The following is a 12,425-nucleotide window of genomic DNA, read 5'->3' as shown; positions in this document are numbered from 1 at the left end:
GATTAGAAGCTGGCGTTCACCCCAACGTAGGGGCCATCAGCAAGCGCGTTGTCGCGGTTGCCGTCTTTACCCGCCAGGTTCAGATAACGATAGCCAGCTTCAATGCTCAGCGGACGCATGATGGTCAAGCGTGCGCCAGCGTTAGCTTCCTGATAGCTGTCGATACCGCTGGAGAGCGAGTCCGGAGAGTAGTAGTACTCACCAAACAGGCGGAAGCTGTCGCCGATCGGCCACTGCAGGCCGCCGCCAACCGCTGCGGCATAGCCTTCGTCACCGTCGTTCGGATTGGTATAAATGCCTTTACCGCCAACGGTCGCCAGCAGCGGCCCGAGCGGAAGGTTAAGACCCAGCCCCAGACCGGCAGCGTCGCCGTCGTCATCGCTGTGCGTCCAGTTGCCGCTCAGCGCCAGGCCGCTGGTTTCGGTGCCAAATCCGGCCGCCAGGTTAGTGTAGTGTTCCCCTGCCTGACCGCTAAGGCTCAGCGCGCTGGCCGATGCCGATACCAGCATCAGGCTGGCCACTCCCCACAAAATTCTTTTATCCATTGCCCTTTTCCATACTAAAAAATGTAAAACGCCCAAAACCGGCACAGTGTACAAGCCTTTCATGCCAGCAGATGGGCGAAAAGTGTTTTACACGGTTTAGCGGCGCAGGGGAAGCGCTATCCGCCGCGCAGCGTCTGCTGAACCCAGTCGATCAGCGATCGGCGGGAGATTTTGATCCCCCCTGCGTTTAGGCTCTCAGGCAGGGCTAGCCAGTGCACCGGCTGCTGGAAGCGGGCAAGCTTGCCGTTGACCCACGCCCCCAGCGAGTCGATAGCAAACCCGCTGTCGCACGTCACCACGGCAACCGGGCGTTGGCCAAATTCGGGGTCGGCCAGCGGGACTACAAAAGCCTGCTGCACGCAGGGATGGGCCTCAATTACCCGCTCCACCGCCTCCGGCTGGATCCCCTCTCCGCCGCTAAAGAAGAGATTATCCATGCGTCCGAGTATGCTCAGCCGTCCGTTGCTCAGCACGCCGCGATCGCGAGTAGCAAACCAACCTTCATCATTGACCAGCGGGATAAGCTCCCCGTGCCGCCAGTAGCCTGCGGCCATGCTCTCGCCGCGCAGCCACACTTCGCCGTTGACGATCCGTACTTCACGCCCCGGCAGCGGCTGACCGACATCCGGCTCACCGTCGGCGGTTTTTGCACACACCGTGGAGGCGAACTCTGTCAACCCGTAGCCGCACCAGGTACGGATCCCTCGCGCGCTGGCCCGCTGGGTAAGCGCCACCGGAATAGCCGCGCCGCCCAGCAAAACCGCTTTCAGGTTCACGCTGGCGTTCTCCTCCAGCAGCCGCCAGAGCTGGGTCGGTACCAGCGAGGCGTGAGTACAGCCTGCCAGCGCCTGGGCCAGCGGCTGCTTATCGCGAACCGTCAGCCGCCCGCCAGCCAGCAGCCAGCGCCATAAAATGCCCTGTCCGGAGACGTGAAACAGCGGCAGGGAGAGCAGCCAATCATTTTCCGAGCCGTAAGGCAGCAGAGACAGCACGCCATGTGCGCTGGCCAGGTGCGCGGCAGCGGTGTGTACCGCCGCCTTGGGCAGGCCGGTTGAACCGGAGGTGAGCGTCATGGAAACCAGCCGCTGCGGCTGCCAGCAGGCTGCATCCTCGCCCTCTGCGTCACGCATTGCCAGCGTCGGAAGCCCGATGCCGCGCCAGTTGTTATCAACGCTCAAAGTATGTTGTAACGAAAGCGACGGCAGCAGCACCGCCAGCAGCGCCTCAGGCAGCTGGGGATTAATGTGCAATACCCGTGCGCCGCACTGGAGCAGCGCCAGCCAGGCCAGCAGCGTTTGCGGTGAGTTACCGGCGCGCAGCAGCACCCCATTCCCCGGCTGGACGTGTTGCCGGGCAAAGCCTGCCGCCAGGGTATCGATACGCGTACAGAGCATGCGCCAGCTGAGGGTTTCATGATTCAAACGCACGGCGGCGGCGTCACCCCGCTGCTCGCGCCAGTGACGCCACGGCCAATCGGCAAAGGTCATCGCAACGGCTCCAAGGCGGCAATATCAAGGCACGGCAAGGTACTGCCCGGCCAGCGGCGAACCTGCTGAACCTGCATCAGTCCTAGCGTGTCGAGGCCCGGTATAGTCTGCGGCGTCAGCCAGGCGGCAATCCGCGCCAGCTGGGTCAGACCGAGGCTTGACTCGATAGAGGAGCTGATCACCGCCGTCATGCCCAGCGCATGGGCTGCCTGCACCTGCTCGCGTACCCTCTCCAGCGCGCCGGTGAGCGTAGGCTTGATCACTACTGCTTTTACGCCCACCTCGGCGGTAAAGTCAAAATCAGCGTCGCGCAGGCTCTCATCCCAGGCGATGGCGATCCCCGTCTCCTGGGCAAAGGCTAACGAGTCGGCACGGGTTCGGCACGGCTCCTCAAGAAAGGCAATGCGTGATCGATAGTCCGGATGGACATACTTCGCAAACTGCTGCGCCTTTTGCGGGATCCAGGCGCGATTGGCGTCCAGCCGCAGCTGGAGATCGGGCACCGCTTCCAGCAGGAGATTAACCACCATGCCGTCACGTACCGCCTCATAGAGGCCCACTTTGACCTTTGCGACTTTCTCGCCGGGCATGGCAGCAAGCTGAAGTATCAGGTCGTCAGGATCGCCAGTGCAGAGCGGCGCGGCGCGATAGTCCGCTGCCTCAGGTAAGGTTCCGGCCAGCTCCGCCAGGGCACAGCTCACGCCAAAGGCCACCGACGGCATCTCCGGGAGCGTCTCTGCACCCTGTAGCCAGCGGTCAGCCCAGGCCATTAGCTCGGCCTGCGCCTCATCGCGAGTTTCATGGCTGAAGCCCGGCAGCGGAGCAATCTCGCCCCACCCTTCCCGGCTGCCGTCACGCAGGCAGAGATAGAGTCCCTCACGGGTTTTAAGCCGACGCTCGCGCAGCACTACCCCCGCGTCCATCGGGATCTGCCAGCGGTAAACCTGTGCCTGACGCATTACGGGTTCCGTTTAAATTTGCTAAAGTCCGGCTGACGCTTCTCGTTGAAGGCGTTGCGCCCCTCCTGCCCCTCTTCGGTCATGTAGAAGAGCATCGTGGCGTTGCCCGCCAGCTCCTGCAGACCCGCCTGGCCGTCACAGTCGGCGTTGAGCGCCGCCTTCAGACAGCGCAAGGCCATCGGGCTATTTTGCAGCATCTCCCGACACCAGCGTACAGTCTCTTTTTCAAGCTCGGCCACCGGCACCACGGTGTTGACCAGCCCCATATCCAATGCCTGCTGGGCGTCGTACTGACGGCAAAGGAACCAGATTTCACGCGCTTTTTTCTGCCCAACGATGCGGGCCATATAGGCCGCCCCCCAGCCGCCGTCAAAAGAGCCAACCTTGGGACCGGTCTGGCCGAATACCGCATTTTCCGCCGCTACGGTCAGATCGCACATCATATGCAGGACGTGGCCGCCGCCAATGGCGTAGCCCGCCACCATCGCCACCACCGGTTTCGGGCAGGTGCGGATCTGACGCTGGAAGTCGAGCACGTTAAGGTGGTGTACGCCGGAGTCATCCTGATAGCCGCCGTAGTCACCGCGCACCTTCTGGTCTCCCCCCGCGCAGAAGGCTTTTTCACCTTCTCCAGTGAGGATAATCACCCCGACCGCATCGTCGTAGCGGGCGTCCGCCAGCGCCTGGAGCATCTCTTTCACCGTCAGAGGGCGAAACGCATTACGCACCTGCGGACGGTTAATGGTGATTTTGGCGATGCCGTCCGTGGATTTATGGTAGCGAATGTCGCTGTAGCCTTTGGAGCAGTCCTGCCACTCAACCGGCGCGTAAAGCATGGATTCATCGGGATAGATCATCAGAGTTCCTTAATCAGTAACGCAAAATGTGCGCCAGGCAGGCCGCCGTCCCGCCGGGATTCTCCCGGTGGGCGTTGTGCCCGGCGTCGTTAATCAACAGGCAAGACGCCGCAAGCTCTGCACCGAGGGCACGGAATTTGGGGTCGTATTCGCCACACAGGTAGTAAAAGGGAAAGTCGCCCCGGCGCAGCGCCGGACGCAGATCGGGCTGTACCGCCAGAGAGGTGGCTTCGAGCATGGCGGCCAGCGCCTCGCCGCTGTTGTCGCATCTTATTGCCACCAGCTCGCGCCGCTGGTCAGCGCTCAGGCTGGCAAATACCGGCTGTCGATACCAGTCGTTAAAAACGTCGGTCAGTGGTTCATGGCGAAAGCGCTGTGCCCAGCGGGTATCAGAGAGCCAGCGTGCCTCGCGGGCTGTGGCAGAGGTGAGCCCTGGATGACTGCCTTCTACAACTAATCCCTTTATAGTACATAGCGATGCGGCCGCCGAGGGAGTACCCCACCAGCCAGTATTTAAGTATGTTGTAACTAATAAGCGTAGCGTGCAGCTGTGAACATACCTCATTAAAATCGCGGGCGTAGACAGCCGAAGAACCACCATGACCGGGGAGATCGATATAGAGCTGGGAGTGGCGGGAGAGACGCTCCCCCACCGCCGTCCACTCCTCGCCACGGCCTGAGAAACCGTGCAGAAATACCAGCCAGGGCAGCTCGGCTTCGCCCGCTTTCGCCACCGCGTGCAGGATCATAGCTGGCTGACCTGGGCGAGGAGCTGCTGTAAGGTTTGCGCCCCCTTCTGGGGATCGACCACCAGCTCGATAAGGGTCGCCTGCGGCGCGCGCCATGCTCCGGCCAGCGCTACCTCCAGCTCGGCCCAGCTTTCAGGGCGATGGTAGGCCAGGTCGAACATCGCTGCCGCATGGTCAAAGTTGACATTCTGCGGCATAAGGTAAAATTGCTCCCGCTCTTCCTGCGGAGTCGGCAGCAGGGAGAAGATCTGACCGCCATTGTTGTTCACCACAATCAGCACAAAGGGCGCGGAGACCCGGCGCAGCAGCGCCAGTGCGTTGAGATCGTAGAGCGCAGAGAGATCGCCCACCAGCGCCAGAGTCGGCCTTGCGGTGGCGCGCTGCACGCCAGCGGCGGTAGAGAGCAGGCCGTCAATGCCGCTGGCTCCGCGATTGCTGTAGACCGGATAGCCCGCAGGCAGCTGCCCAAGGGCATCCACCAGGCGCACGACCAGGCTATTGCCCAGAAAGAGCTGCCCCTGCTCCGGCAGAAACTCCGCCAGACGGTGCGCCAGCTGCGCTTCGCCAAAGGTTTCACGCCGGGCCGCAGCGGCCTGCCACGCCCGATCGGCCAGATGGGGGATCGCCGTATACCACGGATGACGCTTCTCGGCCGGATGCAGCGCCAGCCACTCGCCTACGCCGGATAGCAGCCGCCGTCCGCGATGGTGCGCAGGATCGAGGCGGCCTGCAATGTTATCCACCAGCCAATACTCATCCGGTGTGCAGGTTGCCTGCCACTGCAAGAGTCGTTTTCCGGTCAGGCTACTACCCAACTGGATGACAATCTGGGCCTGAGCCAGCTCGCTCACCGCGCTGGCGTTGCCCAGCCACAGATCGGCGCAGGGCAGCGGCTGACCGGTCTGAGAGAGGACGTCGCTAATCAGCGGCCAGCCCAGCATCTGGGCCCACTCTGCCACCCGTTTGCCCTCGGTGGCACTCATCCGCCCGGCCACCACAACCCCGCGCTTCTGTCGCCAGAAGAACCAGTCGCGCTGCTTCTCGCTCTCACGACGAATATCCTCTCGCAGCCAGGGGCGATCGCTCTGCCACCAGCTGCCCAGCGCGCGCTGCCACTCAAGGCCAGTATCATTCAGCTCGCCGTAGAGCGGCTCGGCAAAGGGACAGTTGATGTGTATTGCCCCGCCGTGCAGCGTTCCAAGGGCGTTATCCAGCGTAGAGACCAGCCAGCGGGCCGGGATCTCCTGGGCAGGGCGTGGCAGGGCGATAGTCTGTGCCGGATGCGAGGCAAACATGCCCGGCTGGCGGATCGCCTGGTTTGCGCCGCAGTCGATAAGCTCCGGGGGACGATCGGCGGTGAGCAGGATCAGCTTCTCACCGGTCAGCCCGGCCTCAATCAGCGCTGGGTAGAGGTTCGCTACCGCCGTTCCGGAGGTGACAATCACGGCTACCGGCTGCTGGCTTGCCTTCGCCAACCCGAGCGCCAGATGCCCCAGCCCGCGCTCGTCGAAATGGGTGTGGTGAATAAACGCATTATTTTGCGCAGCCGCCAGGGTAAGCGGCGTCGAGCGGGAGCCTGGCGCGATGCAAATGTGTCTGATGCCATGGCGCGCCAGCGTTTCGAGGATAACTTCCGCCCAGCGCCGGTTGAATGAGCTTGCTGACATGAGTTTGTCCGGTATCAAGAATAGGGACAAGTATACGGAGATGGAGAGGCGGGATTTTTGATGTAAATCGATAAGGCGTGCAGAAGAGAGAAAAAACAGCGGGCGCTGTCCTTAAGACAGCGCCCGCGTAGGGCAGCGCGTTACAGCATTAGCGACGCAGCAGCAGCCCTAACACCAGGCCAGCGGCGGCACCGATGCCTACGCCCTGCCACGGTTTTTCACGCACGTAATCGTCCGCACGGTATGCCACCTGCTTAGCACGCACGTAATACGTGTCAGATGCCTGGCTAACGCGGTCTTTTACATCATGCAGAGCCTGCTCGGCGCGTGCTTTCAGCTCGACGTATTTCTGGTCGGCCGGATCGCCGGAGGAGCGTAGCACTTCTTCCAGCGTGTCGCTTAGCAGGTTCAGGTCGTCATCGATACGGGTACTCGTAAATTGGTTAGACATTAGGTTTCTCCATGTTTTGCACCTGTCAGCTAACTATAGACAATGACTTGCGGTTACGCCTGGTCAACGTGAGGTATGATTTCACGCGCCATACCGACATGTGGAATGCCATCCTCGTCATAAACCTCGGTCACCGGGACAAAGCCAAAGTGACGATAGAAGCCCTGGAGATGTGCCTGCGCGCCCAGATATATCGGGCTTTGCGGCCAGTTTTTGCTACAGCTGGCAACGGCCCTTTCCATCAGCTGATAGCCCAGTTTTTCACCCCGTACCGCGGCGCTAACAATGACGCGGCCAATGACTACCGGCGCAAAATCATCCTCGCTTTTCAGAATCCTCGCATACGCCACCAGCTGGTTATCACGCCAGCCAAGCAGGTGTCGGTTCTCACCGATCAGGTCGTCACCGTCAACGTCGAGATAGACGCAGTTCTGCTCAACCACAAAAACTTCGCAGCGCAGCTTCAGCAGAGCGTAGAGTTCAGAGACGGTTAATTCAGCGTGGTGCAGGTCTTGCCAACGGATCATGGTACGCTCCTTTTTATGCGTTGCTCGCTATAATAAGGCTTTTATCGACCCAGAGCGCATATGGAACTGATATTTTTAGGCACCTCAGCAGGCGTCCCCACGCGCACGCGTAACGTCAGCGCGGCGCTGCTGAATCTACGCCACCCGACACGGCCCGCGCTGTGGTTGATTGACTGTGGAGAAGGCACCCAGCAGCAGATGCAGCGCACCGCCTGGCATCCCGGCAAGCTGGATCGCATTTTTATTACCCATCTGCACGGGGATCATCTCTTTGGCCTACCAGGCCTGCTTTGCAGCCGTTCGATGGCTGGCAACGTCCACCCGCTGACAATCTACGGTCCCAAAGGGCTGCGGGAGTTTATTGATACCGCCCTGCGCCTGAGCGGCTCCTGGACCGACTATCCGTTGACGGTGGTGGAAATTGCAGAAGGCCCGGTGATGGATGACGGCCTGCGTCGCGTCACCGCCTTTGCGCTTAACCACCCGGTGGAGTGCTACGGCTACCGCATTGAGGAGCACGACAAGCCCGGCGCGCTCGACGCTGCCGCGCTGATGGCGCAGGGCGTTAAACCCGGCCCGCTCTTTCAGCGTCTGAAAGCCGGAGAGATCGTCACTCTGGAGGATGGCAGGCGCATTGACGGTAACGATTTTCTCGCCCCCGCCGTGCCCGGCAAAAAGCTAGCCCTGTTTGGCGATACCGCCCCCTGCCCCGGCGCGCTGGCGCTGGCCCGTGGCGCAGACCTGATGGTGCATGAGACAACGCTGGAGGCGGAGATGGAGGAGAAAGCCAATAGCCGGGGTCACAGCTCGACGCGCCAGGCAGCACGGCTGGCCCAGGAGGCGGGCGTTGGCAGGCTGGTGATGACGCACATCAGCTCACGCTACGATGATGAGGGCGGCCAGCGCCTGCTGGCGGAGTGCCAGGCTATCTTTCCTGACACCCTGCTGGCAGAGGATTTTGCCGTTGTAGAGATTTGATGTAAATCGCGCCTCCACTTTTTCCTCCGCGTGCCGATAACTGTGTAAACGCAGGTACTTCACTCTGAGGGCATCATGGATAGTTTCCAGAAAGATATTGATGACAGGGCTAATCTCACCCTGTCCAACCGCTTCGAGCTGTTACTGTTTCGCCTTGGTACGTCACAACACGAACAGAAATCAGAACTCTATGGCATCAACGTATTTAAGCTGCGTGAAATTGTGCCCATGCCTGCGTTTACCCGCCCTGCCGGGATGAAATCGCCCCTGCTGGGAATGGTCAATATTCGCGACCAGGTGATCCCGGTTATCGATCTTCCTGCCGTGGCGGGCTGCAAGCCCAGCACCGGTCTGAATATCCTGCTGATCACCGAGTATGCCCGCAGCGTGCAGGCCTTTGCCGTCGAGTCGGTGGAGAACATTACCCGTCTGGACTGGAAGCAGGTGCACACGGCGGAAAAGGCGATCAACGGCCGCTACATTACCAGCATCGCCTGCCTTGACGATGATAAAGACACCAACAACCTGGCGCTGGTGCTGGACGTTGAGCAGATCCTCTATGACATTGTGCCGTCCGATCACGATCTCCACGCCAACAATGACGCCGTACAGAAATTCAATATTAAACCGGGTGCAGTGGCTATTGTTGCCGAGGACTCAAGGGTCGCGCGAGCGATGCTGGAGAAGGGGCTGGAGACCATGCAGATCCCCAACCAGATGCACGTAACCGGCAAAGATGCGTGGGAGAAGATCCAGCTGCTGGCCCAGCAGGCAGAGAGCGAAGGCGTACCGGTGAGCGATAAGATCGCTATGGTGCTGACGGATCTGGAGATGCCGGAGATGGATGGCTTTACCCTGACGCGTAAAATCAAAACCGACCCGCGCCTGAAGCATATTCCCGTGGTGATCCACTCCTCGCTCTCCGGCAGCGCCAACGAGGATCACGTTCGCAAGGTGCAGGCCGACGGTTACGTCGCCAAGTTTGAAGTGACCGAGCTGTCAGCGGTGCTGAAAGAGGTGCTGGATCGTGCCTCAAGTAAGGCCAACGGCCCGCTGATTAGCCACAAGCAGGCGGTGTAACAGATTAACGCATGATGGCGCTGCGCTGATCAGACCTACAAAACTGTGTTTCATAGCCAAAAAAAAAACCGCCGAATCTTCGGCGGTTTTTATTTTGCTCTAAAGCGTTACATCAGCGGCTGGGCCATCTGTACCAGGCTAATCAGCGGCTGCGGGTAGACACCCAGCAGCAGCACCAGCAGAGCAGAGATCAGAACTACGATCCCGCCCGCGCTGTAAGCCCAGTCGGACGGCGCATCGCGGTTAAGCTGCTGCGGCGCGCTGAGATAGAGGCTCACCGCTACGCGCAGGTAGTAATAGAGGCCAATAGCCGAGCCGACCACGACTGCTGCCGTCAGCCACCACAGGTGAGCATTCACACCCACCGCCAGCACGTAGAACTTACCGATAAAGCCGAGGGTCATCGGGATCCCCGCCAGCGACAGCATCATCACCGTCATTACCGCCGAAAGGATCGGACGGTGCCAGAACAGGCCTCGGTAGGAGTAGAGCGAGTCGGCATCCGGGCCACGGTATGGGCTGGACATCAGGCTCACCACGCCGAACGCGCCGAGGCTGCTAAACAGGTAGCCCGCCAGATAGACGCCTACTGTCTCCATCGACATCTCGCCGTTCTGCAGGGCAATCAGCGCCACCAGCAGATAGCCAAGGTGAGAGATAGAGGAGTAGCCGAGCAGACGTTTGATGTTGGTCTGGCTCAGCGCCATCAGGTTACCGAAGATGATCGAGGCGAAGGCAATAATGCCCAGCACCACGCGTACCGCTTCGCTATCGCCTACCGGCGCGTAGAGGAACAGACGCATCACCACGCCAAAGATCGCAATCTTGCTGGCGGTCGCCAGGAAGGTAGAGACCGGCGCAGGCGCGCCCTGGTAAACGTCCGGCGTCCAGAGATGGAACGGCACCAGAGACAGCTTGAAGCCAAGACCGACGATCATCAGGCCGAGACCGATCAGCAGCAGCGGCTCGTGCAGCATGCCGTCGCCGAGGCTCTTACCGATAGCCAGGAACGACAGGTTGCCGGAGTTGGCATACACCAGCGCCATACCAAACAGCAGGAACGACGAGGCTGCGGCAGAGAGGATGGTGTACTTGATGCTGGCTTCCAGCGAGCGCTTCTGACGGAACGCGTAGCCAATCAGACCGAACAGCGGCAGCGAGATCAGCTCGATGCCGAGGAACAGCGCGGCCAGATGGTTAGCGTTAGCCAGCAGAATGCCACCCAAGGCGGCAATCAGCACCAGCAGGTAGAACTCTTCCTGGTTGTCTTTGTACCCTTCCAGCCACGGATAGGCAAAGGTACAGGTCGCAAGGCTCGCCAGCAGTACCAGGCCGGTATAGAACATGGAGAAGCCGTCAACGCGCATTAACGGCGTCACGTCCATTGCTCCCGCCTGGCCCACCAGCCAGAGCGAGACCAGCGCGGCGTTCAGGCCAACAACGGCGAGAGTGGCGTTGAGGAAGTGGTTGCGTCGCCACGCAATGGAGAGCATCACAACCACCACCGTCAATCCGACGATCAGCAGCGGTAGCAGCGCGATCAGGTGTTGTGGAGTAAGAGTCATATGCGCTTTACGGCCTTGTAGTAGTAACGGAATTAACAAACCACTGCTGGATATTGCTCATCGCGGAGTGCGAGGTATCCAGAATCGGCTGCGGATAGAAGCCAAGCAGTACCAGGAGTACCACCAGCAGCAGGATGATGAACAGCTCACGCAGCGACATCCCTGGCAGTTCTTTAGCGGCAATTTCACTCTTTGCCTTACCGAAGTAGGCGCGATGCAGCATCGCCAGCGAGTAGACCGAGGCGAACACCAGACCAAAGGTCGAGATCACGGTGATGAGCGGGACGACGCCGTAGCTGCCGAACAGGATCATGAACTCACCCACGAAGTTACCGGTACCTGGCATCCCGAGGGTGGCCACGGCAAAGAACATCGACAGCGCAGGCAGCCACTTAATCTTGCTCCACAGGCCGCCCATCATGCGCATATCACGGGTGTGCAGGCGCTCGTAGAGCTGGCCGCAGATGATGAACATCCCGGCCGCAGAGAGACCGTGGGCAATCATCTGGATCACCGCGCCCTGGTAGGCCAGCTGGTTGCCGGTATAGATGGCGATCAGCACGAAGCCCATGTGGGACACGGAGGTGTAGGCAATCAGACGTTTGATATCGGTCTGGGCAAACGCCATCCACGCGCCGTAGAAGATACCGATCACGCCCAGCCACATGGCAATCGGCGCGAACTCCGCAGAGGCGTTCGGGAACAGCGGCAGCGCAAAACGCAGCAGACCGTAGGCGGCGGTTTTCAGCAGGATCCCCGCGAGGTCAACGGAACCGGCGGTCGGTGCCTGGGAGTGGGCGTCCGGCAGCCAGCCGTGCAGCGGCACCACCGGCATTTTCACCGCAAAGGCGATGAAGAAGCCCAGCATCAGCAGATATTCCACGCCGTGGGACATCGGGGTTTTCAGCAGCTGCTCGTAGTTGAAGGTCCAGACGCCGGTAGCGTTGTAGTGGACAAACACCAGCCCGAGGATCGCAATCAGCATCACCAGCCCGCTCGCCTGGGTGTAGATGAAGAACTTGGTGGCCGCCGTGATACGCGTTTTACCATCGGAGGCCTTGTGGCCCCAGAGCGCGATCAGGAAGTACATCGGTACCAGCATCATCTCCCAGAAGAAGAAGAACAGGAACATATCGATGGCAAGGAACACGCCGATCACGCCGCCCAGGATCCACATCAGGTTGAGGTGGAAGAAACCCTGGTACTTTTCGATTTCACGCCATGAGCAGAGCACCGCCAGCACGCCGAGGAAGCCGGTCAGGACGACCATCAGCAGCGACAGGCCGTCCAGCGCCAGGTGGATAGTGATACCAAAGCGCGGGATCCACTGCCGCGTGTACTCCGACTGCCACTGCGGCAGGCCGGTAGCCTGGGTAAGCGAATAGCCGCCCTGCATCCAAAGCTGCAGAGAGAGCGCCAGCGTCAGCCCCATTGTTACCAGCGCGATCCAACGCGGCAACTTCACGCCAAAGCGTTCAGTCAGCCAGCAGAGGAAGCCGCCGATAAAGGGAATTAGTATTAGCCAGGGTAATAACATGGCGATAATTGTTCCTTGTTTAA

At 60.5% G+C, this 12,425-nt stretch carries 11 protein-coding genes and 1 pseudogene; 2 read left to right on the top strand and 10 right to left on the bottom strand.

Features of this window, described 5'->3' with window-relative positions; genetic code table 11:
- Nucleotides 1-2: 2 nt before the first annotated feature.
- The 8 genes and pseudogenes from FN633_RS13785 to FN633_RS13750 all read right to left on the bottom strand — a co-directional run bounded on the left by FN633_RS13785 (nucleotide 3) and on the right by FN633_RS13750 (nucleotide 7,242).
- The gene (locus tag FN633_RS13785; protein WP_154058086.1) at nucleotides 3-545 is read right to left on the bottom strand and encodes a YfaZ family outer membrane protein; all 543 of its coding nucleotides are present in this window, start codon (nucleotides 543-545) and stop codon (nucleotides 3-5) included.
- Nucleotides 546-661: 116 nt separating this feature from the next.
- On the bottom strand, nucleotides 662-2,032 hold the full coding sequence (gene menE, locus FN633_RS13780; RefSeq protein WP_154058085.1) for an o-succinylbenzoate--CoA ligase: 1,371 nt from the start codon (nucleotides 2,030-2,032) through the stop codon (nucleotides 662-664).
- On the bottom strand, nucleotides 2,029-2,991 hold the full coding sequence (menC, locus tag FN633_RS13775; RefSeq protein WP_154058084.1) for an o-succinylbenzoate synthase: 963 nt from the start codon (nucleotides 2,989-2,991) through the stop codon (nucleotides 2,029-2,031). Before menC ends, menE begins: the two co-directional genes overlap by 4 nt.
- Complete coding sequence (gene menB / locus FN633_RS13770) at nucleotides 2,991-3,848, bottom strand: 1,4-dihydroxy-2-naphthoyl-CoA synthase (RefSeq protein WP_154058083.1); 858 nt, start codon at nucleotides 3,846-3,848, stop codon at nucleotides 2,991-2,993. The genes menC and menB overlap by 1 nt, the downstream gene beginning before the upstream one ends.
- A 13-nt stretch (nucleotides 3,849-3,861) precedes the next feature.
- Nucleotides 3,862-4,597: pseudogene (menH, locus tag FN633_RS13765) on the bottom strand (2-succinyl-6-hydroxy-2,4-cyclohexadiene-1-carboxylate synthase).
- Nucleotides 4,594-6,264 carry a 2-succinyl-5-enolpyruvyl-6-hydroxy-3-cyclohexene-1-carboxylic-acid synthase gene (menD, locus tag FN633_RS13760; RefSeq protein ID WP_154058082.1) on the bottom strand — a complete coding sequence of 557 codons (1,671 nt, stop codon included), beginning with the start codon at nucleotides 6,262-6,264 and terminating at the stop codon, nucleotides 4,594-4,596. Before menD ends, menH begins: the two are co-directional and overlap by 4 nt.
- A 148-nt stretch (nucleotides 6,265-6,412) precedes the next feature.
- Nucleotides 6,413-6,715 carry a stress response protein ElaB gene (gene elaB / locus FN633_RS13755; protein ID WP_042389595.1) on the bottom strand — a complete coding sequence of 101 codons (303 nt, stop codon included), beginning with the start codon at nucleotides 6,713-6,715 and terminating at the stop codon, nucleotides 6,413-6,415.
- A 53-nt stretch (nucleotides 6,716-6,768) separates the two neighbouring features.
- Nucleotides 6,769-7,242 (bottom strand): GNAT family N-acetyltransferase, encoded by a 474-nt coding sequence (locus tag FN633_RS13750; RefSeq protein ID WP_154058081.1) that lies wholly within the window; start codon nucleotides 7,240-7,242, stop codon nucleotides 6,769-6,771.
- A 60-nt stretch (nucleotides 7,243-7,302) separates the two neighbouring features.
- Here FN633_RS13750 and rnz point away from each other — a divergent pair, with 60 nt between their 5' ends.
- Nucleotides 7,303-8,220: a ribonuclease Z gene (gene rnz / locus FN633_RS13745; protein ID WP_154058080.1), complete on the top strand. Its 918-nt coding sequence runs from the start codon at nucleotides 7,303-7,305 to the stop codon at nucleotides 8,218-8,220.
- Nucleotides 8,221-8,295: 75 nt separating this feature from the next.
- The gene (locus FN633_RS13740; protein WP_154058079.1) at nucleotides 8,296-9,300 is read left to right on the top strand and encodes a chemotaxis protein; all 1,005 of its coding nucleotides are present in this window, start codon (nucleotides 8,296-8,298) and stop codon (nucleotides 9,298-9,300) included.
- A gap of 107 nt (nucleotides 9,301-9,407) precedes the next feature.
- Here FN633_RS13740 and nuoN read toward each other — a convergent pair whose 3' ends face one another.
- Together nuoN and nuoM are read right to left on the bottom strand one after the other, a co-directional pair.
- Entirely contained in the window at nucleotides 9,408-10,865 is a 1,458-nt protein-coding gene (nuoN, locus tag FN633_RS13735) for an NADH-quinone oxidoreductase subunit NuoN (RefSeq protein ID WP_154058078.1), read from the bottom strand.
- A 7-nt stretch (nucleotides 10,866-10,872) separates the two neighbouring features.
- A complete protein-coding gene (gene nuoM, locus FN633_RS13730) occupies nucleotides 10,873-12,402 on the bottom strand; it encodes an NADH-quinone oxidoreductase subunit M (protein WP_154058077.1) in 1,530 nt (509 codons plus the stop codon).
- Nucleotides 12,403-12,425: the final 23 nt, after the last annotated feature.

Origin of the sequence: Pseudescherichia vulneris (assembly GCF_902164725.1) — a bacterium.
In the GTDB taxonomy this organism is placed as follows: Bacteria; Pseudomonadota; Gammaproteobacteria; order Enterobacterales; family Enterobacteriaceae; genus Pseudescherichia; species Pseudescherichia vulneris.
Note: the sequence above shows the minus strand (reverse complement) of the source record. Positions and strands in the feature narration are given on the sequence as shown.